The organism is Pseudomonas sp. BF-R-01, from assembly GCF_019946615.1.
GTDB lineage: Bacteria > Pseudomonadota > Gammaproteobacteria > Pseudomonadales > Pseudomonadaceae > Aquipseudomonas > Aquipseudomonas migulae.
This window is the reverse complement of the sequence record NZ_JAGYFX010000056.1, coordinates 1-19474: the sequence shown is the minus strand read 5'-3', so window position 1 is coordinate 19474 and position 19474 is coordinate 1. Positions and strand designations below refer to the sequence as shown.

At 59.8% G+C, this 19474-nt stretch carries 16 protein-coding genes; 11 read left to right on the top strand and 5 right to left on the bottom strand.

Annotated elements, in window-relative coordinates; all coding sequences use genetic code 11:
• The first annotated feature begins 45 nt into the window (after positions 1-45).
• The gene (locus tag KGB27_RS19930; protein WP_008034076.1) at positions 46-1065 is read left to right on the top strand and encodes a branched-chain amino acid aminotransferase; all 1020 of its coding nucleotides are present in this window, start codon (positions 46-48) and stop codon (positions 1063-1065) included.
• A gap of 219 nt (positions 1066-1284) precedes the next feature.
• On the opposite strand, the gene KGB27_RS19925 is transcribed toward KGB27_RS19930, so the two are convergent.
• On the bottom strand, positions 1285-2088 hold the full coding sequence (locus tag KGB27_RS19925) for an ArsR/SmtB family transcription factor (protein ID WP_223555963.1): 804 nt from the start codon (positions 2086-2088) through the stop codon (positions 1285-1287).
• An 82-nt stretch (positions 2089-2170) separates the two neighbouring features.
• On the opposite strand from KGB27_RS19925, the gene KGB27_RS19920 reads away from it, so the two are divergent.
• The 4 genes from KGB27_RS19920 (at position 2171) to KGB27_RS19905 (ending at position 6303) form a co-directional block, all read left to right on the top strand.
• Entirely contained in the window at positions 2171-3283 is a 1113-nt protein-coding gene (locus tag KGB27_RS19920; protein WP_223555960.1) for a cytochrome P450, read from the top strand.
• A 116-nt stretch (positions 3284-3399) separates the two neighbouring features.
• The gene (locus KGB27_RS19915) at positions 3400-4431 is read left to right on the top strand and encodes a D-cysteine desulfhydrase family protein (protein ID WP_223555957.1); all 1032 of its coding nucleotides are present in this window, start codon (positions 3400-3402) and stop codon (positions 4429-4431) included.
• Between the two features lie 301 nt (positions 4432-4732).
• On the top strand, positions 4733-5971 hold the full coding sequence (locus tag KGB27_RS19910; protein ID WP_223555954.1) for an S-type pyocin domain-containing protein: 1239 nt from the start codon (positions 4733-4735) through the stop codon (positions 5969-5971).
• 23 nt (positions 5972-5994) lie between these two features.
• Positions 5995-6303, top strand: coding sequence for a hypothetical protein (locus KGB27_RS19905; RefSeq protein ID WP_219739876.1), 309 nt, complete (start codon positions 5995-5997; stop codon positions 6301-6303).
• A 101-nt stretch (positions 6304-6404) separates the two neighbouring features.
• Here KGB27_RS19905 and KGB27_RS19900 read toward each other — a convergent pair whose 3' ends face one another.
• Positions 6405-6743: an FKBP-type peptidyl-prolyl cis-trans isomerase gene (locus KGB27_RS19900; RefSeq protein WP_032832522.1), complete on the bottom strand. Its 339-nt coding sequence runs from the start codon at positions 6741-6743 to the stop codon at positions 6405-6407.
• A gap of 163 nt (positions 6744-6906) precedes the next feature.
• On the opposite strand from KGB27_RS19900, the gene KGB27_RS19895 reads away from it, so the two are divergent.
• The 4 genes from KGB27_RS19895 to KGB27_RS19880 all read left to right on the top strand — a co-directional run bounded on the left by KGB27_RS19895 (position 6907) and on the right by KGB27_RS19880 (position 11717).
• A complete protein-coding gene (locus tag KGB27_RS19895) occupies positions 6907-7980 on the top strand; it encodes a sensor domain-containing diguanylate cyclase (protein WP_008040041.1) in 1074 nt (357 codons plus the stop codon).
• A gap of 127 nt (positions 7981-8107) precedes the next feature.
• Positions 8108-8713, top strand: coding sequence for a LemA family protein (locus tag KGB27_RS19890; protein ID WP_192416579.1), 606 nt, complete (start codon positions 8108-8110; stop codon positions 8711-8713).
• Between the two features lie 24 nt (positions 8714-8737).
• Positions 8738-9757 carry a M48 family metallopeptidase gene (locus tag KGB27_RS19885; protein WP_223555952.1) on the top strand — a complete coding sequence of 340 codons (1020 nt, stop codon included), beginning with the start codon at positions 8738-8740 and terminating at the stop codon, positions 9755-9757.
• Between the two features lie 151 nt (positions 9758-9908).
• Positions 9909-11717, top strand: coding sequence for a monovalent cation:proton antiporter-2 (CPA2) family protein (locus tag KGB27_RS19880; RefSeq protein ID WP_223450492.1), 1809 nt, complete (start codon positions 9909-9911; stop codon positions 11715-11717).
• Between the two features lie 50 nt (positions 11718-11767).
• Here the strand turns inward: KGB27_RS19880 and KGB27_RS19875 are convergent, their stop codons facing one another.
• Together KGB27_RS19875 and KGB27_RS19870 are read right to left on the bottom strand one after the other, a co-directional pair.
• Positions 11768-13327, bottom strand: coding sequence for a TerC family protein (locus KGB27_RS19875; RefSeq protein ID WP_223415963.1), 1560 nt, complete (start codon positions 13325-13327; stop codon positions 11768-11770).
• Between the two features lie 281 nt (positions 13328-13608).
• Positions 13609-14475: a LysR family transcriptional regulator gene (locus tag KGB27_RS19870; protein ID WP_008040050.1), complete on the bottom strand. Its 867-nt coding sequence runs from the start codon at positions 14473-14475 to the stop codon at positions 13609-13611.
• A gap of 165 nt (positions 14476-14640) precedes the next feature.
• Between KGB27_RS19870 and KGB27_RS19865 the strand changes: the two genes are divergently transcribed.
• Both KGB27_RS19865 and KGB27_RS19860 read left to right on the top strand, forming a co-directional pair.
• Positions 14641-16182, top strand: a complete 1542-nt coding sequence (locus KGB27_RS19865; RefSeq protein ID WP_223555949.1) for an MFS transporter — start codon at positions 14641-14643, stop codon at positions 16180-16182.
• Positions 16183-16290: 108 nt separating this feature from the next.
• Entirely contained in the window at positions 16291-17514 is a 1224-nt protein-coding gene (locus KGB27_RS19860; protein ID WP_223555946.1) for an NADH:flavin oxidoreductase/NADH oxidase family protein, read from the top strand.
• A gap of 151 nt (positions 17515-17665) precedes the next feature.
• Here the strand turns inward: KGB27_RS19860 and KGB27_RS19855 are convergent, their stop codons facing one another.
• On the bottom strand, positions 17666-19312 hold the full coding sequence (locus KGB27_RS19855; protein ID WP_223555943.1) for a phospholipase D-like domain-containing protein: 1647 nt from the start codon (positions 19310-19312) through the stop codon (positions 17666-17668).
• Positions 19313-19474 lie beyond the last annotated feature (162 nt).

The following is a 19474-nucleotide window of genomic DNA, read 5'->3' as shown; positions in this document are numbered from 1 at the left end:
GAAGCCTTGAACCGTTTCGACGGTTGTTAAGTGATAGAGGGTGTCATGGGTAACGAAAGCATCAATTGGGACAAGCTGGGTTTTGATTACATCAAGACAGACAAGCGCTATCTGTCGCACTGGCGTAATGGCGAGTGGGACAAAGGCACCCTGACCGAAGACAATGTGCTGCACATCAGCGAAGGCTCGACTGCCCTTCACTATGGCCAGCAATGCTTCGAAGGCCTGAAGGCCTACCGTTGCAAGGACGGTTCGATCAACCTGTTCCGCCCGGACCAGAACGCCGCCCGCATGCAGCGCAGCTGCGCCCGCCTGCTGATGCCGCATGTGTCGACCGAGCAGTTCATCGAAGCGTGCAAGGAAGTGGTCCGCGCCAACGAGCGTTTCATCCCGCCTTACGGCACCGGCGGCGCGCTGTACCTGCGGCCGTTCGTGATCGGCGTGGGTGACAACATCGGCGTGCGTACCGCACCCGAGTTCATCTTCTCGATCTTCTGCATCCCGGTCGGCGCTTACTTCAAAGGTGGCCTGACCCCGCACAACTTCCTGATCTCCAGCTACGACCGTGCCGCCCCACAAGGCACCGGCGCAGCCAAGGTCGGTGGCAACTACGCCGCCAGCCTGATGCCTGGTTCCCAGGCCAAGAAGGCGCATTTTGCCGACTGCATCTACCTGGACCCGATGACCCACACCAAAATCGAGGAAGTCGGTTCGGCCAACTTCTTCGGGATCACCCACGACAACAAGTTCGTCACCCCGAACTCGCCGTCGGTACTGCCGGGCATCACCCGTCTGTCGTTGATCGAACTGGCCAAGACGCGTCTGGGCCTGGAAGTGGTTGAAGGTGACGTGTTCATCGACAAGCTGTCCGACTTCAAGGAAGCCGGCGCTTGCGGTACGGCTGCCGTGATCACCCCGATCGGCGGTATCAGCTACAACGACCACCTGCACGTGTTCCACAGCGAAACCGAGGTCGGCCCGGTCACCCAGAAGCTCTACAAAGAGCTGACTGGCGTGCAAACCGGTGAGATCGAAGCGCCAGCAGGCTGGATCGTCAAGGTTTGACCTGACCTCTGCTGCATCCAAGCCCCCCATCGTCTTGGCGATGGGGGGCTTTCTTTTGGGGCTTCCACTGGCTTAGCCCGATCCATTGTAGGAGCCAGCTTGCTGGCGATGGTCGTTAACGATAACGCGTACGGACTGGTTCACCGCGACGCACTTGAGCTCATCGCCAGCAAGCTGGCTCCTACAGGCTCTGTGTTTTTCAGGGAGAGTCTTTCTTTATCAGTCAGAAACTCCGTTTGCCAGTGTGAGGCGCTTGCCCACCCTGCCCTTGATGCCGCTGACCTGACCGGCCTGGGTGATCAATCCCGGAATCAGCGCGCCGACGGGCAGATTTTGCTTCAGGTCAAACCGGGCGCCGATTTCCTTGCGGCCCAACGCGGTCAACGTCAGCGCCCGGCTGTCCAGATCCTGCGTCACCCATTTGCGCTTGATCGCCGTTTGCAGCAACGCCGCGCCCAACGAACCACCCAGATGCGGGCGGCGCATGCTCCAGTCCAGGCACGGGCAGGCAAACCGTCGGCGCTGCGTGGTCAGGTCGTTGACTTCAATGCCCAGCCCTTCGAACAACGCCTCGCCGCTGTCACTCAACCGATAAGCCTGTTCATCGGTTTCCAGCAACCAGCCTTTTTCCAGCAGCCGGTCATGCAGCAACACCGCCAGCGTGCCGGCCATGTGGTCGTAGCACGTGCGGGCAAATTGCAGGCGGTCCGGAGTGCGTGGGTTAAACGTCGGCGCGGTGTTCTGGCCGATCACCATCAACGCTTCCAGCGCCTGGGCCACGCGTTTGTCCGCGAGGCTGTAATAGCGATGACGCCCTTGAACATGCAGACGCAGCAGCGCCAGGTCCTTGAGTTTGGCCAGATGCACGCTGGCAGTGGAAGCGCTGACTTCGGCAATCGCCGCCAACTCAGTGCTGGTACGGGCGTGGCCATCCATCAAAGAACACAACATTCTGATCCGGGCCGGTTCGGCAATGGCCGCCGCCACCTGTGAAACACCGAGGTCGTGAAGTTCTGCGTTCATATTTCGCTCCCGGACGAATCAAGCCCCTTTCGGACTGGAGATAGTAGCAACACTTTTCCCACCACGAACAAGGCTGCGACCCATGGACCCGATCATCGCTGCGACTCATGCCGATCCTTATCCGTATTACGCGCAACTGCGCGCTCAAGGCGGACTGGTTTTTCACCAGGGACTGAAACTGTGGGTGGCCAGTAGCGCCAAAGCGGTGGCGGCGGTGCTGGCGCATCCTGACTGTCACGTGCGGCCGACTCACGAACCCGTGCCCAAGGCCATTGCCGGTGGCATGGCCGGCAAGGTCTTCAGTCAGTTGATGCGGATGAACGAGGGCGAACGCCAGCGTTGCCCAAGATCGGCGATCCAGCCGGAGGTGGCGCTTATTGACGGGGAGGAAGTCAATGCGTTGTTCGGTGCGCGGTTGCTCAGCCCCGACGCCGAAGGGCTGCACAAGGCAATGTTTCTTGGCCCGGTGTGCGTAGTGGCGGCGTTGCTGGGGTTTTCGCCCGCACAGGCTCGGGTGATCAGCGAGCTGACCGGGGATTTCGTCGCGTGCCTGTCGCCCCTCAGCGCTCAGGCACACCTGGACGCTGCCCATGCGGCGGCGGAACAGTTGCGTGGTTGTTTCATTGAGCTGCTGGACGACCCGGACAATCAAAGCGCCCTTCTTGCCGGTATCCGCCAGCGGTTTTCGGCAACCTCCGCCGACAGCGAAGCCCTGATTGCCAACCTCATCGGCCTGTTCTCCCAAACCTATGAAGCCACCGCCGGGCTGATCGGCAATGCGTTACTGGCGTTGATTCGACATCCGCAGTGGCTGAACGATTCGATCAACATTGACGACCTGTTGGCCGAAGTCCAGCGCTTCGATCCGCCGGTACAGAACACCCGTCGCTTCGTCGCCGCATCCTGTGAAATCGAGGGTATGAACTTCAATGCGGGCGATGTGATCCTGGTAATGCTGGCGTCGGCCAATCGCGATCCGCAGTTCAATGAGCAGCCTGATGCATTCATGCTTGAACGCCCGCAGCGACGCAGTTTCACCTTCGGTGCCGGTCGTCATCAATGCCCGGGGCAGGTGCTGGCCATGAGTATCGCCAGCGCCACGCTGAGGCAGATTCTGGCCTTGAAACCCGCGCTGGAGCACTTGACCTGGCGCTACCGCCCTTCCCTGAATGGCCGAATCCCGCTGTTCTCGTGAAGATCACGCCGGCGCATTTGTTACATCAGGTTAAGTGTGTAATGACTGGCAATGCGTTTATCGCGAGTGACTTTCTCCCTAGAGTCACTCTGATAAACGTCAGCGAGGCGCCATCGATGCAAACCCAACTGGACAAAGCCCTGAGCGCATTTGCGCGAGCAGACCTTCTGCAAGGCCCCACGCCCATTCAACGAGCCGAACGCCTCGAACAGCTGTTGGGCCTGGGCGCGCGGGGAATTCGCCTGTTTCTCAAGCGCGACGATCACATGTTGCTGGGTGGTGGCGGCAACAAACTGCGCAAACTCGAATTCCATATCGGGGCGGCGCAGCAGGCCGGCATTGATACGGTCATTACTGTCGGCGGCGTGCAGTCCAACCATGCGCGCCTGACCGCCGCAGCCTGCGCACGCCTGGGCATCGCCTGCGAATTGATCCTGACGCGCTCGGTCCCCAAGACTGATGTGGATTACGAACTCAACGGCAATGTGCTGCTCGACCAATTGTTTGGCGCGCAACTGCAAGTGCTGGCGGGAGGCACCGACTCGCTCGCCCGGGCCGAGGCTCGCGCGGCGCAACTTCGGGACGCGGGGCACAAGGTGCTGGTGATTCCCATGGGCGGCTCAACGCCCCTCGGCAGTCTCGGTTATGCGCGTTGCGCCGCAGAAATCACGCAGCAGGAGACGGTACTCGGCCTGCTCTTCAACCAAGTCGTGGTGCCCAACGGCAGCGCCGGCACCCACGCCGGGCTCGCGGCAGGCTTCCAGTTGCTGGACCGAGGGGCCTCGATGGTCAAGTCTTACTCGGTGTTGTCAGATAGGGAATCGTCAGCCGCCAGAACCCTGAAATTGACCCAGGATACGCTGGCATTACTCGGCGGCAATACCAGCGTACGACCCGAAGAGATCGTCGTTGACGGCAGTCAGTTGGGCGAAGGTTACGGTCTGCCTACCGAAGCCATGCAAGACGCCGTACGCCTGATGGCTCGCGCCGAAGGTCTGTTGATCGACCCGGTGTACTCCGGCAAGGCGTTTGCCGGGTTGGTGGCGGATCTCAAGCAAGAACGTTTTCGCGCCGGGGACAACGTGCTGTTTGTGATGACGGGCGGGACACCGGGGTTGTATGCGTACCGGGAGACGTTTCAGGGTTAGCCCCAATTCGCCGAACGCCTGATCGACCGCGTTATCGTTCATCGCCGGCAAGCCGGCTCCTACAACGCCCTTTGTAGGAGCCGGCTTGCCGGCGATGGCGGCATGACAACCAACATCGTTTTCGCGCGAACATCTAAGAACAAAACACCCAGCACCATTGCCAACAACTACGTCCGTTCAGGAAAGATCAATTGAGTCAATCTTGTAACAACAGGCATGTTTTCAGATCCGTCCTACAGCCAGGCATAGCCTTCACGAGATAACGTCCGCATCGCTTTCAAAGGATGTAACAAGGACGCTCATGTCTCGCAAAACAGACATTCCACGGATTCAAAACCCACCCTCAGGGGACGGACATCACGTCACCAGCCGGTATATGACCGCAACCGAACTGGCGGAGCGGGATGCCAGACAAAAATCTTATGACGACATGATGGCCCGCCAGCAGGCTTACGAAGATCGTATTGTCAGGCAACCTCTGCAGGAAAATCGACCCACTAAGGGTTGCGTGTTCACCAAAAGCTGCAACCTCCCGTACGGAGTAATCGACCACGACAACCCAGCGGGGTTTGTTCCTGTCGAGAAACTGGCTGACTACGGAAACTTCTCTCTTCTGGGTGGTCGCGAAAGGGACGCGGCAGGAAACATTCCTCTCAAAAAAATCAGCGGTAGTGCGTTACCTGGCTCTCTTGGAACGCTTCTCTTGGGCGGGGCTGGAACGGCTGGTTTCGGGACCACAGTTGCCGGTGGTACAGGGGTAATAACTGCTGGTGTTGCTGCCGGCGCGTTAGCGGGCGTCGTTGCACTGCTCTGGCCGTCCAGTCTTGGGGACAGTTCCCTATACTCAGAGGAACAGTTCAAGACACTCAAGGAAGGTCGTACACGTGTCCGCCTGCATGTAGAACAACAGGCCGATGGAATTTTAAAGGGCTATGGGTACAACACCCAGAAGCGCAGCGACTGGGAAATGATTCCCGTCGTGCAGTTCGTGGCTCAAGGCTCTCAACAGGTGGCTGACTTTGGCAACGGGACAACGCTGATATGGACACCTGCCGTAGACCCGTCCAGCAATTCGGGAATCCCACCGCTGGAAGGTGCTCCACAAGTCCCGCACATCTGGATTTATCCGCCTACGCCAGCCGCAGACAGCATCATCGTTAATCCGATCTACCCGCCTGAGTATAAGGATTTCATTCTTGTATTCCCGGCTGATTCTGGCATCAAGCCTCTTTACATCGTCTTAACCCTGGAGTTCGATGCAGCCAGTTACCATGGAAAAACGGATACCCCAGTGAAAAGCAAGGGACCCGCCAATGGACAGGAAGCGCTCGACAACTCAGTGCAGGTAAAACCTACATCGGCACGTCGGATTGGTGTTGATCCAGAAACCAAAGAATTTGTCGTCTTTGATCGTACGGGAGGGGACATTTACCACGGCCATGTCAGGCCTTGGGATAAACTCCATCAAGATATGAAAAATGCTCTGATCAAGGCTAAAAAAGCCGACAACAAAGGAAATATTCTGGGGGTTGAAAGGTGAGTCTTCTCTATCAAGATCCATCAATGAGCCACGACGAAGCGGTCAGTCTTCTTGATACCGGCTTAGAAACAAGTATTGTCACCGCGCTGATTTCCATTGGCTTGAATGAGCAGGATAGATTTTGGGCCCAGACCATTTGCTTGAAATATCTCGACAGTGGCAGCGAGCGAGTCGTGGCATCGGCTATCACGTCGCTCGGTCATATAGCCCGCAGACACGGAACATTGGATATGAACGCAGTGCTTCCCGCCCTCGATACTGCGAAAACAAAATTCCCGGCACTTGAAGCGACCGTTGCTGACACGCTAGATGATATTGAAACTTTCATCTGACTCGCTAAATAAAAACCGGAAATCCTCCCAGCAGAACATAAAACCTGCCATCACCTCTAATCTGGATGACAGGTTTGTGTTTTCAGGCCACAACCAACAAATCAATCATCCCGCGTCAAAACTTCCAGCAATTCAATCTCGAAAATCAGGTTCGAATTCGGCGGGATCGCCCCCATCGTGCGCTCGCCATAGCCCAGATGCGCCGGCACCAGCAATTTGCGCTTGCCACCGACCTGCATCCCCATGATCCCCTGATCCCAGCCTTTGATCACGCGTCCGGTACCGATCACGCACTGGAAAGGTTTGCCCCGGCTGTAGGAAGAATCGAACTCGCTACCGTCTTCCAGCCAGCCACGATACTGGGTGGTGATCAGCGCACCTTTGACGGCAGCTTTGCCGTCGCCCGCTTCAAGATCGATTACCTGCAGTTCATCATTCATCATGTTCACTCTATTGTTCACTCGCCCAATTGGACGTAACGGCGCCGTTTTCCCAGAAACGTGCGCGATTGGCAACCCATACGGCCTGTTTCTGCCACTAAGCGTGAACTAAGATATGCAGCACCTACCCTAGGGATCAAAACGCCATGACGGCAACCTCTGCATGATTCATGTCTGGACCGGCGCAGCCATTTGCGCGTTGCTGCTTGCCTTGATTATCGCGCTGATCTGTCGCGAGCGTTCGCTGCGAAAGCAGCTCGACGAATATCGCGTGCTCATCACCCACCTGTCCGAACGACAAAACATCCATCAGGACAGCGACGCCGAACGCTTCAAACGCAGCCAGTATTTCGCCCGAATCGGCACCTGGGACTGGGATGTCGACACCGATCGGCTCTACTGGTCGGACGCGATTTACGGCATGTTCGGCTTCAAGATCGGCGAAGTGACGCCCTCCTACGCCTTGTTTTGCGCCTGCGTGCATCCCGACGACCGGGTCAGGGTCCGGGCCGGTGAGCTGCGATGCCTGGAAACCGGCGAGAACCATGACGAGGAATACCGGGTCATCTGGCCCGACGGCACCATCCGCTGGTTGCGCGAGACCGGCAACGTGGTGAAAAACAACCACGATGAAACGATCAAGATGATGGGCGTGGTCCGCGACATCACCGAGGAAAAAGCCTCCGCCAGTTACCTGCAGCACCTGGCCCATTTCGACCCGTTGACCGGCCTGCCCAACCGGCTGGTGCTCGAAGAACGCCTGTCCGAGGCGCTGGAACAAGCCCGTATCACCGCCACCCGAGTAGCACTGGTGTTCGTCGACCTCAATGGTTTCAAGGCCATCAACGACCGTTACGGCCATGCCGCCGGCGACCGCGTACTCGTCACCACCGCCACGCGCCTGAAGCGAATCCTGCGCTCAACCGACACCGTCGCCCGCATCGGTGGCGACGAATTCGTGGTCATCCTCCAGGGCCTGCCGCAAGGCGGCAGTTTGCAAGACGAAGCCCGCAACATCTGCCAGAAAATCTTCGTCGAACTCTCTCCCCCCGTGACCATCGGCAACGACCAGCGCCACATCGGCACCAGCCTGGGCGTCGCGGTGTTCCCCGATCATGCGCCGAGCATGGACCGGTTGATTCATATTGCAGACTTGGCGATGTATGAAGCCAAGCGCAGCGGGAATAATCAGTATCGGTTGGGCACCGAGCCCCCGGTGCGGGTTCACAGCGAATAGGCTTTGACGCTCCACTGGCCGACATGAAGCTGCACGATCAACCTGACTTGGCCGAAAGCAGTCAAGCCTTGGGTTTTCCGTTAACATCCTGCGCAAAATCTCCTTCCGTGAACAAGGACATCACACCATGAGCACTAACAGCATCGTCTTGCTGGTCATTTTGGCCGTTCTGGTTCTAGGCATTCTGTACGTCATCGGGCTCTTCAATAGCCTGGTCGCCCGCCGCAATGAAATAGCAAATGCCTTCGCGCAGGTTGAGGTGCAACTCAAGCGCCGTTATGACCTGATCCCCAATCTGGTAGCAACCGCCAAAGGTTATCTGACCCATGAGCGCGAGACGCTCGAGGCCGTCATCGCCGCCCGCAACAACGCACTGGCCGGGCTCAAGGCCGCCCAGGCTCAACCGGGTGACGCGCGAAATATTGCGCAACTGAGTCTGGCCGATGGTGTACTCAGCAGCGCCATGGGGCGACTGAATGTCACCCTGGAAGCCTACCCGGAACTCCAGGCTTTGCAGGCCATGCAGCAACTCAGTGAAGAAATCAGCAGCACTGAAAACAAAGTGACTTTCGCGCGCCAAGTGTTCAACGACGCGGTGCTGACCTACAACAATCTCAAACAAAGCTTCCCCGCCGTGCTACTGGCCGCTCGCTTCGGCCATGCCGCCGATGCCACCCCGCTGGAATTCCCCGACACCGCGTCTATTCAACAAGCACCTCAGGTTTCCTTCTAAAACGCTTTGCCCACGGATGGTCCGATGAATTTTTTTGAGCAACAGCGCCAGGCCAAACACCGAACGGCGCTGCTCGTCCTATTGATGATCCTGTCGGTGCTAAGCCTGATCACCATTACCTGCCTCGCATTCAGTCTTGACCATGCGAATGACGGCAGCCGCAGATTGACCCTCAACTGGCAAGCCGTCGGGGTTGTGGCGCCGTTAATCATCGGCGTTGTTCTGCTGGGCAGTCTGGTCAAGTACGCAGAGCTCCGGGCCGGCGGTAAGGTCATCGCAGAAAAACTGGGCGGACGTCAGCTCAATCACGGCGGGCGAACGCTCGAAGAGCAACGCCTGATCAACATCGTCGAGGAAATGGCGCTTGCCTCAGGCATCGCTGTGCCGACGGTCTATCTGTTACCGGATGAGGGCATCAACGCCTTCGCGGCCGGGTTCACCCCCGAAGATGCAGTGATCGGCGTGACACAGGGTGCGATATCGCTGCTCACGCGAGAAGAGCTGCAAGGCGTGATTGCCCATGAGTTCAGCCATATCTACAACGGGGACATGCGTCTCAACATGCACATGCTGGCAATCATTAGCGGACTGCTGGTGCTCGGACTGGCGGGCAGCCTGATATTGGTCAAAGCGAGTCAGAGCAACCACCGTGACCAACGACTGAAACTGGCGGGTGTACTGATCGGCATTTTTTTGTGTATAGCCGGATTCGCCGGGAGTTTTTTTGGCAGTCTGATCAAGGCCGCCGTCAGCCGGCAACGTGAATTTCTGGCCGATGCCACGGCGGTGCAGTACACCCGAAATCCGCAAAGCATTGCCGGCGCACTGAAAAAGATTGGCGGCCATGCACAAGGTTCGCACATCAAGGCCGCCAGGGCGGGTGAGTTCAGTCATCTGTATTTCAATACTGGCGTGTCGTCGGCAATGGATCGTTTATTTGCAACCCATCCTGATTTGAGTGAGCGAATCCGGCGGATCGATGCGCAATGGGACGGCACTTTTCCTCACGTTGAAATCCCTCGTTCTCAACTAAAAAGGACCTGAATAAACATTGGGGGTTTCTGTTCATCGGCTTTGTTGCAGGTGAAATACGCAACAACGCGCCATCCATACAATCATTGCAGGCCTGGCTTGCGCCCGTCGTCTCAGCCTTTATCCTTGTACCCCCCGCCGTACCGAGTTCTGGAGTTTCCCCATGCCCCATGAAGGCAACCTGTTGCAAGCCGCTGTCGTGTTCCTGTTCGCGGCGGTGCTCACCGTTCCTTTAGCCAAGCGCCTGCAACTCGGGGCGGTGCTGGGTTATCTGTTTGCCGGGGTGATCATCGGGCCGTCGGTACTGGGGCTGATCGGCAACCCGCAAAGCGTCAGTCATATTTCCGAACTCGGCGTGGTGTTGCTGCTGTTTATCATCGGCCTGGAGCTGTCGCCGCGCCGCTTGTGGGTGATGCGCAAATCGGTGTTTGGCGTCGGTCTGGCGCAGGTGCTGCTGACCGGATCGGTGATTGGCGTGGTGGCGCTGTTCGTGTTTGGCCAGCCGTTGAACAGCGCGATTGTGCTGGGGCTGGGCCTGGCACTGTCCTCCACGGCCTTCGGCCTGCAAAGCCTGGCCGAACGCAAGGAATTGACCAGCCCCCATGGGCGTCTGGCATTCGCGATTTTGCTGTTCCAGGACATCGCAGCGATCCCGCTGATCGCCATGGTGCCGTTGCTGGCGGGCGGCGATCACACCACCACCGCGACCGAGGATTTGAACCACGGCTTGCGCGTTTTGGGCAGCATCGCCGTGGTGGTGATCGGCGGACGGTATCTGCTGCGACCGGTGTTCCGTGTGGTCGCCCGCACCGGTCTGCCGGAGGTTTCCACCGCCACCGCGTTGCTGGTGGTGATCGGCACGGCGTGGCTGATGGATCTGGTCGGCGTATCGATGGCACTGGGCGCGTTCCTCGCCGGTTTGCTGCTGGCGGATTCCGAATACCGCCACGAACTGGAAGCGCAGATCGAACCGTTCAAAGGCCTGCTGCTGGGGCTGTTTTTCATCAGCGTCGGCATGGGCGCGAATCTCAGCCTGCTGCTCAGCGCACCGATCACGGTGCTGGGCCTGACCCTGCTGCTGATCGCCATCAAGCTGCCGCTGCTGTTTGTCGTGGGGCGACTGGCTGGCGGTTTGGGCAAGGTCAGTGCGATTCGCCTCGGTATCGTACTGGCGGCGGGCGGTGAGTTTGCGTTTGTGGTGTTCAAGATCGGCCGCGACCAGGGTTTGTTCGAACCGCGCCTGTACGACCTGCTGGTGTTGACCATCACCCTGTCCATGGCGGTGACGCCGTTGTTGTTGCTGATCTGCGCGCGACTGGTCAGCCCCAAGGTGCAGCCGGTGGTGGTGCCGGAGAAATTCCGCGAGATCGACACCGACGAGCCGCGTGTGGTGATTGCCGGCATGGGCCGGATGGGGCAAATCGTCGCCCGTATCCTGCGCGCGCAGAACATCAAGTTCGTCGCCCTCGACACCTCGGTGGAAACCATCGAACTGTCGCGCAGCTTTGGCGGCGTGCCGGTGTTCTACGGCGACCCGATGCGCCCGGAAATCCTCAGCGCGGCCAAGATCGAGCACGCGGAATACTTCATCATCGCCACCGACGACCCGGACACGAACATCAAGACCGCCGAGGTGGTGCACCGGCTGTATCCGCACATCAAGATCATCGCCCGCGCCCGCAACCGTCAGCATGTGCACCGGTTGGTGGACCTGGGGGCCGAGGCGATTCGGGAAACCTATTATTCGAGCCTGGAAATGAGCCGACGCACGCTGGTGGGATTGGGCCTTACCCAGGCGCAGGCGGATGCGCGGATCAAGCGTTTCCAGCATCACGACGAGCAAGTGCTGGAAGCGCAGCATGCGGTGTATGACGATGCGGCGAAAGTGTTGCAGACCGCGCAGGAAGCCCGGGCGGAACTGGCGAAGCTGTTTGAGTCGGATCAGCTGGAAGAGCAATCCGCGAAGGGTTGAGGTGAATGTGAGGGCCTCACCGCGATGAGGCCCTCAAACTCAGCGAATAATCACCCGCCGATCCGCGTCAGGAACACCCGCGTCACCCGCCGTTCCTCAACCGCCATCACCGTCATGCGCCAGCCTTCCCACTCATGGCTGTCGCCAATCATCGGCAGTCGATCCAGCATGCTCATCACCAGCCCCGCCAAGGTCTGATAGTCCTCGGTCGGTTCTACGGCGAACCCGGTCCGCTGGCGAACCCGCATCAGGTTCAACGCACCATTGACCCTGAACCCACCCGGCTCTTCCACCACGTCCGGCCCCTCGATTTCGCTGGCGTCGGGCAACTCGCCGGCAATCGATTCGAGAATGTCGGTCATGGTCAGCACGCCAACGAAGTCACCGAACTCATTGACCACAAAGGCGATGTGCGTCGAGGCCTGGCGCATCTGTTCCAGGGCATTGAGGATCGAATAACTGTCCAGCAAGTTGATGGTCTTGCGCGCCAGATGCTCAAGGTCCGGCTCGTTGCCGGCCAGGTATTCCTTGAGCAATTCCTTTTTGTGCACGAAGCCCAGCGGCTCATCCACCGCGCCGTCGCGTATCAACGGCAGGCGCGAGTAGGACGAATGCATCAGCCGTGTACGAATGGCTTCTGCGTCGTCGGACAGGTCGATGTGATCGACGTCGGCGCGGACCGTCATCAACGTGCGAATCGGGCGCTCGGCCAGTTGCAGCACGCCGCTGATCATCACCCGCTCACGACGGTCGAACAGCTCTTCGCTAGGCGCCTCGCCGTTGTCGAGCATGTCGGCAATCTCTTCGCCGACCTCTTCCACCGCCAGTTTGCGCCCCCCCAGCAAACGCAAGACCGCATGGGCCGTGCGCTCGCGCATCGGTCGCAGGCCCTGCATGGACTTTTTGCGGCGCGCCCGGGCGATCTGGTTGAACAGCTCGATCAGGATCGAGAAACCAATGGCCGCGTACAGGTAGCCCTTCGGAATATGGAAGCCCAGGCCTTCAGCGGTCAGCGCGAAGCCGATCATCATCAGGAAGCCCAGGCACAGCATGATCACCGTAGGGTGTGCGTTGACGAAACGGGTCAGCGGCTTGCTGGCGACAATCATCAGACCGATGGAGATGATCACCGCGATCATCATGACCGCCAGCTCATCGACCATGCCCACGGCGGTAATCACCGCGTCGAGGGAGAACACCGCGTCGAGCACCACGATCTGCGCGACGATCGGCCAGAACAGCGCGTAAGCCGTGTTGGACGAGCGCTGGCCAACATGGCCTTCAAGTCGCTCGTGCAATTCCATCGTCGCTTTGAACAACAGGAACACACCACCGAACAACATGATCAGGTCACGGCCGGAGAAACTGTGCTCGAACACCTCGAACAGTGGCTGGGTCAGGGTCACCAGCCAGGAAATACTCGCCAGCAGGCCCAGGCGCATCAGCAAGGCCAGGGACAAACCGATGATTCGTGCACGGTCACGCTGCTCGGGCGGCAGCTTGTCCGCCAGGATCGCGATAAACACCAGGTTATCGATGCCGAGCACCAGCTCCAGTACGATCAACGTCAACAGGCCCAGCCACGCGGTGGGGTCAGCTATCCATTCCATAAAAACGTCTCGATCTCTTCAGTGAATTCAGAATGCCGGGCACGGCAAGGCGCGGCGCAGAGGCCGTGGAGCTGCAATGACAAGGGTGTTCGGAAGGCGAAAGACCGGGTGTTTCGCGTGTATCAGGCGCGCACGATGGCGCTGAAGGGAAGGATAACTGGGGGGCTCCGAGAGGGTGTTCATGCAAGTCCTGAAAGGAAAAAGGCCTTGGAGCGTACAGGTGAAAGCGACTTTTCCTACAGCCAGAAATCATTACAAAATCTGTAGAAGGCTGCGATCTTTTAACGGTTTTTCACCCGTTCGATATACCGCACCACCGCCGCTGACTTCTCAAACCGCCGATAAACCAACGACAGCCACGAGCTCGCCTCACACCCTTTGATCGACCGGTAAACCACACCGGGCAACCCGACGTGCCCGACCACCGACTCCGGCACCACCGCCACGCCCTGCCCCAGCGACACCAGCGCCAGCACCGCCACCAGCCCGCCGGGTTGCGCCCCGAGTTTCGGCGCAAACCCGCCCTCGGCGGCGACTTGCAAGGTGCCGCTGATCTGCTCTGGCAGAATGAACGTCTCACCCTGCAAATGCTCCGGGCCGATCTCGGTCAAACGGCACAGCCACGACTCGCTCGACAGCGCCAGCACAAAACCTTCCGCGTCGAGGCGAATGGCTTCCAGCCCCTCGGGCAACGTCATGGGTGAACGCACATAACCGATATCGAACCGGCCTTCGAGGACCATCGCCGGCAAGCTCGCCATCGGGCTTTCGCGCACGTTGAGGCTGACGTCCGGGCATTCGCGGCTGAACGCCTGCACCTGCTTTTGCAGCAGGCCCGAGTACACCGCAGAAGCCACGTAACCCAGCTCGATATGACCGATATCCCCTCGCCCGGCGCGCTGGGCGTTGCGTTGGGCGTACTCGAATTGCCGCACCGTCGCCTCGGCTTCAATCAGCAGTGCGGCGCCGGCTTCGGTCAGGCTGACTTCACGGGTCTGGCGCACGAACAGTCGCGTGCCGAGTTCGTTCTCCATGTCCTGGATCTGTCGAGTCAGGGTCGGCGGTGCGATACCGAGTTGTTCGGCAGCACGCGTGAAGTTGCCTTGCCGGGCAACGGCCAGAAAGTAGCGGAAATGCCGTATGTCCATGGGCGCATTAGCTCAAAGGTAATGAAGTGCCGGTTTTCGGCTAACGAAGCCGGCATGCGGTCGCGATAAGCTCATTCGGCAATCACAGTAGAGAGCCCACAGCATGTACGTCAAACCCCTTTTCGCCGTTACAGAAAGCAGCCTTGTGCAAAAGGCAATCCGCTCATGAGCCGCGTCAATCCGCGCCTCACATTGCTGACCGCCTCTGGCGTGTGTTCGTTGATCGTCCTCGATACCAACATCGTCGCCGTCACCCTGCCGACGATCGCCCGGGACCTGGGCGCCAATTTTGCCGACATCGAATGGGTGGTCAGCGCCTACATGCTCGCCTTCGCCGCCCTGTTGCTGCCGGCGGGCAGCATCGCCGACCGCTTCGGCCGGCAGAAAACCCTGCTCTGCGGCCTGGGCATTTTCATTTTGGCGTCCATCGGTTGCGGCGCTGCGCCCAACGCGTTGTTCCTCGACATCGCACGGGCGATCAAGGGGGTCGGCGCGGCGTTGCTGCTGACCTCGGCCCTGGCCTCTATCGGCCATACGTTTCACGATGAAGTGGAACGGGCCAAAGCCTGGGCGTTCTGGGGCGCGTGCATGGGCGTGGCGATGACCGCCGCGCCGACCGTCGGCGGCTTGATCACTGAATTCATTGGCTGGCGCTGGATCTTCTACCTCAATTTGCCAGTGGGCCTGTTTCTGATGGTCATGGTCTGGCGTGCGGTGCCGGAATCCCGCGCCCCTCAATCCGCACGCCTCGATCCGTGGGGCAGCCTGGCGTTCAGTGGCAGTTTGTTGTGCCTGATCTGGGGTCTGATCGAGGCCAACCGGATCGGCTGGAACAACCCGATCACTTACGCCCGACTGATCGGCGGTGCGCTGTTACTGGGGTTGTTCGTCGTGATCGAGCGGATGCAGCGGCGGCCGATGGTCGACCTGCAATTGTTCAAACATCCGCGCTTCATCGGCGCGCTGCTGGGGATGTTTGCCTACGCCGGCTGCGCGCAGGTGATGATGACGTTGCTGCCGTTTTATCTGCAAAACGGCCTGGGTTTCTCGGCCATCGCCTCGGGGTTGGGCATGTTGCCGTTTGCCCTGACCATGTTGATTTGCCCGCGTATCGGCGTGCGCCTGGCCAGTCGGTTTGCCCCGGCCACGTTGATGGCGGCCGGTTTGACCCTGGTCGGCAGCGGCAATCTGCTCAGTGCCTGGGCGGTCAGCAGCGGCGGTTACCTGCCTTTTGCCCTGGCGATTGCCGTCACCGGCGCGGGGGCCGGGCTGCTCAACGGCGACACGCAGAAAAACATCATGGCCTGCGTGCCCAGGGAACGCACCGGGATGGCCTCGGGCATGAGCACCACCATGCGTTTCAGTGCGATCGTGCTGGCGATCGGCGTATACGGCGCGTTGCTGTCCAGCCATGCCGAACAGTTGTTGCGCGCAGATTTGTCGGCACAAGGCGCGCAATGGCTCGCCCAGACTCAGGGCATCGCGTCGCGGGTGGTGGCCGGTGACATGCCGGCAGCGCTGGACCTGTTGCCGGAAGCCGCGCGCAGCGTGGTCGAACCGTTGGCCCGACAGGCGTTTGTCGGCGGCTTCAGTCTCTTGTTGTTGGTCGCCGGATTACTCGCATTGCTGGGGGCGCTGGTGGTGGGCACGCTGATGCGCAATCCGATTCCCGCCCCATCGGCTGCCGCCATCAGCGCGAAGGCTTGAACGGCGCCAGAGCCAATTCACCAAATTTCATCCCGGTCTCGTTTTCCTGCTTGACATTAAAGTGAGCTTTAAGCTTAGCCTCTGTTCTCCACTGATGAGGAGTCAAGCATGTCGCCCTTCCAAGCGTTGAATTTGCCCAACGGCCAGACAATCGGCAATCGCATTGCCAAAGCGGCGATGGAAGAGAACCTTGCCGACACCGGGCAGGCGCCGTCCGATGCACTGTTTCGCTTGTACCAGGCCTGGGCCGGGGGCGAAGCCGGGTTGTTGCTGACGGGCAATGTGATGATCGACCGCCGCGCCATGACCGGCCCCGGTGGCGTGGTGCTGGAAGATGAACGCGACATGGAACGCTTTCGCCAATGGGCAACGATTGGCCGCTCCGGTGGCGCGCAATTCTGGATGCAGCTCAATCATCCGGGGCGCCAGACCATGGCCAACCTCGGCCAGCAAGCGTGGGCGCCCTCGGCAGTGGCACTGGATCTCGGTTCATTTTCCAAGATGTTTGCCGAACCCAAACCGATGTCCGAGGGCGATATCGCCGAGGTAATCACGCGCTTCGCCACCAGCGCTGCCCTCGCCGAAAAGGCCGGTTTCACCGGCGTGCAGATTCATGCGGCGCACGGTTACCTGATCAGCCAGTTCCTGTCGCCATTGACCAATCGCCGCACCGACCGCTGGGGCGGATCCCTGGAAAATCGCGCACGCTTGTTGCTCGACGTGATCAGCGCCGTTCGCCAGGCCGTATCACCGAAATTCTGCGTCTCGGTAAAACTCAACTCGGCCGACTTCCAGCGCGGTGGCTTCGACGCCGACGATGCCCGCCAAGTGATCCAGTGGCTCAACGATCAGCCAATCGATTTGCTTGAGTTGTCGGGCGGCAGCTACGAAGCACCGGCCATGCAGGGCGAGGCACGCGATGGCCGGACCCTGGCGCGGGAAGCGTACTTTCTGGAAATGGCCGGCGAACTGGCGAGCGTGGCGCGTATGCCGGTGATGGTGACCGGCGGGATTCGGCGCTTGGCGATCGTCGAACAAGTGCTCGACAGCGGCATCGCCATGGCCGGCATCGGCACCGCGCTGGCCCTCGAACCGCAGTTGGTCAAACACTGGCGCGAAGGCCGGAACAGCCATCCGCAACTGCCGCCGATCCAGTGGAAACGCAAACCGTTGGCCTCGCTGGCGAGCATGGCTGTGGTGAAATTCCAGCTCCAGCGCCTGAGCCGTGGCCGCAAGCCCCGGCCGGAGGTGTCGGCAGTCTGGGCGCTGATCCTTGACCGTTTGTACATTGGCCGGCGTACGCGGCAGTACCGACAGGCGATGGGGAAGTAATCGGGGGGAAGTTCAAAGTTCCACTGACGCGGGGAGACCGTGTCGCCCCCATCGCCGGCAAGCCGGTCTCGCTCCCACATTTGGTCGGTGGCGTACACAAATCCCATGTGGGAGCGAGCCTGCTCGCGATGGGGCCATTGGATACACTGATTTACCGTCCGGAGAATCGCAGTCGCGACAGCTGCCGCAAATCCCCCGCCAGGTAATAATCATCAGTCCAGCTGTCATCCGCCTTCAACGGCTGCACCTGTTTGAGCGCGAGCTTCTTGGCGAAGTAGCGAAAGCGGTAATGCTCGTAGAACCGCAGCAACTCCAAACCATAACGATCAGCCAGATCGGTATCGCCGCGCACGATCAGGTAGTTCTCATCGTTGCCGTTGCTGGCCGCAGCGCTGAGGTTGTGGCTGCCGCTGATGATCGTCGGCGCATCACTGGTGAAGTCGGTGACCACGGCTTTGGTGTGCACCAGCAAGTTGCCCTTCTGGCCCTTCATGTTCTCTCGAAGCCAGCCCTCCAGCCCGGTGTTGAGCAGCGCAGTCGCGGCAAATTCGGCGCTGCGATCAGCGTGAAAACCGGTGATGCGGCTGGCGGTGTTTTGCAGGCCGTAACGCAAAATGTCGTCGTGGGGCTGGCCGAGCAGCGCGTTGAGAATGTCATCGGGCAAGGCGAACGCCGTGACAAACAGCACGTCCTTTTTCGCGGCGTTGATGATCTCGACAAACGCCCGCAAATCACCCTGCCCCGAACGCGGTGAGAACCCGGCGAACAACGGTTGCTGCGGGTCTATCGGGTTGTGTTGCGTGATCCATTGCCGGGTGGCGCCGACGTCGTCCGGTGTCGCCCAGACTTGCTCGAAGGTCTGCAGATAGCTGGCGCTGATGCGCGCGTCGTCCAGCACATGCACCACGTTGGCCTGTCGATAAACGCCATTGGGCGTGAAGTTGGTGCTGCCGCACAGCACCGCTTCAGGCTGAAGCTGCCCGGCGGCATCGACCCGGCTCAGCACCATGAATTTATTGTGGAAGATGTTATGGGTGACACGCCCGCGCTTGTTCGCCGCCGGGATTTTTTCCAGGCTGGCCTGGTTGATGATCGTGTCGTCATCGTCCGGTTGTGCGTGATACAGCACGCGAACCTTCACACCCCGTTCGAACGCCGCGTTGACGGCATCGACGATCACCTGCAACTCGTACTCGTAAATGGCAATGTCCAGCGCCCACTGACCATCCACCGCCCGTTCGATAAACCCCAGCAGGCGCCCGAGCAAACCGTTTTCCAGCCACTGGCGCGGCGCATCGGGCCAGGCCTCGATGGGCAGGTTCTTGTTGGCGCTGATCAACGCGTCGAGGTCGGGAAACTTGCGCTGGAATGCCTGACTGGCGGCCACCGCGCGGTTGAAAATCACACTCTGATTGTGCGGCAGGCCGTTGTCGGACGTGACGGTTACCTCCAGAAATTCGCCCAGCTGCGGTGCATCGGCGCTGCCATAGGCGAGGTGGATTCGGTAATGGATCGTCATCCCCGGATTGACCGCGTAATCGGCCCAGCGAAATTTCTGCAACGGCGCGAGGTCGCTCGGGGTGGCGTGAAACTGCGGGAACGTATGAGCCTTGCCGGGGAACGTCAGGCTATTGAACAGGAACAACCAGGGCTTGCTGCCTTGCTGTTTTTCGATGGCGAAACCCAGCAGGCCTTTGCGGCGGGATTCGGCCAGGTCCATGGCCAGCAGCACGCCGTTGGTGCCGGCGTAGGCTTTGACGCGGAAATCGTCCTGACTGTTTGTGGCTAGAACACGCATGCTTCACTCCTGTGAATGGCTTGCCTGGATAGCATAGGGCAGCGCTGCAGATTAACCGGATTATCCGGAACCGAGGTGATGCCTTCGCGGGCAAGCCTCGCTCCTACAGGTTACGCATTGTCCCTGTAGGAGCGAGGCTTGCCCGCGAAGAGGCCAGCACAG

Excerpts from the sequence above, each read along its gene's own strand:
- KGB27_RS19930 (WP_008034076.1), top strand. The coding sequence starts at position 46 with ATGGGTAACGAAAGCATCAATTGGGACAAGCTGGGTTTTGATTACATC.
- KGB27_RS19925 (WP_223555963.1), bottom strand. The coding sequence starts at position 2,088 with ATGAACGCAGAACTTCACGACCTCGGTGTTTCACAGGTGGCGGCGGCC.
- KGB27_RS19920 (WP_223555960.1), top strand. The coding sequence starts at position 2,171 with ATGGACCCGATCATCGCTGCGACTCATGCCGATCCTTATCCGTATTAC.
- KGB27_RS19915 (WP_223555957.1), top strand. The coding sequence starts at position 3,400 with ATGCAAACCCAACTGGACAAAGCCCTGAGCGCATTTGCGCGAGCAGAC.
- KGB27_RS19910 (WP_223555954.1), top strand. The coding sequence starts at position 4,733 with ATGTCTCGCAAAACAGACATTCCACGGATTCAAAACCCACCCTCAGGG.
- KGB27_RS19905 (WP_219739876.1), top strand. The coding sequence starts at position 5,995 with ATGAGCCACGACGAAGCGGTCAGTCTTCTTGATACCGGCTTAGAAACA.
- KGB27_RS19900 (WP_032832522.1), bottom strand. The coding sequence starts at position 6,743 with ATGAATGATGAACTGCAGGTAATCGATCTTGAAGCGGGCGACGGCAAA.
- KGB27_RS19895 (WP_008040041.1), top strand. The coding sequence starts at position 6,907 with ATGATTCATGTCTGGACCGGCGCAGCCATTTGCGCGTTGCTGCTTGCC.
- KGB27_RS19890 (WP_192416579.1), top strand. The coding sequence starts at position 8,108 with ATGAGCACTAACAGCATCGTCTTGCTGGTCATTTTGGCCGTTCTGGTT.
- KGB27_RS19885 (WP_223555952.1), top strand. The coding sequence starts at position 8,738 with ATGAATTTTTTTGAGCAACAGCGCCAGGCCAAACACCGAACGGCGCTG.
- KGB27_RS19880 (WP_223450492.1), top strand. The coding sequence starts at position 9,909 with ATGCCCCATGAAGGCAACCTGTTGCAAGCCGCTGTCGTGTTCCTGTTC.
- KGB27_RS19875 (WP_223415963.1), bottom strand. The coding sequence starts at position 13,327 with ATGGAATGGATAGCTGACCCCACCGCGTGGCTGGGCCTGTTGACGTTG.
- KGB27_RS19870 (WP_008040050.1), bottom strand. The coding sequence starts at position 14,475 with ATGGACATACGGCATTTCCGCTACTTTCTGGCCGTTGCCCGGCAAGGC.
- KGB27_RS19865 (WP_223555949.1), top strand. The coding sequence starts at position 14,641 with ATGAGCCGCGTCAATCCGCGCCTCACATTGCTGACCGCCTCTGGCGTG.
- KGB27_RS19860 (WP_223555946.1), top strand. The coding sequence starts at position 16,291 with ATGTCGCCCTTCCAAGCGTTGAATTTGCCCAACGGCCAGACAATCGGC.
- KGB27_RS19855 (WP_223555943.1), bottom strand. The coding sequence starts at position 19,312 with ATGCGTGTTCTAGCCACAAACAGTCAGGACGATTTCCGCGTCAAAGCC.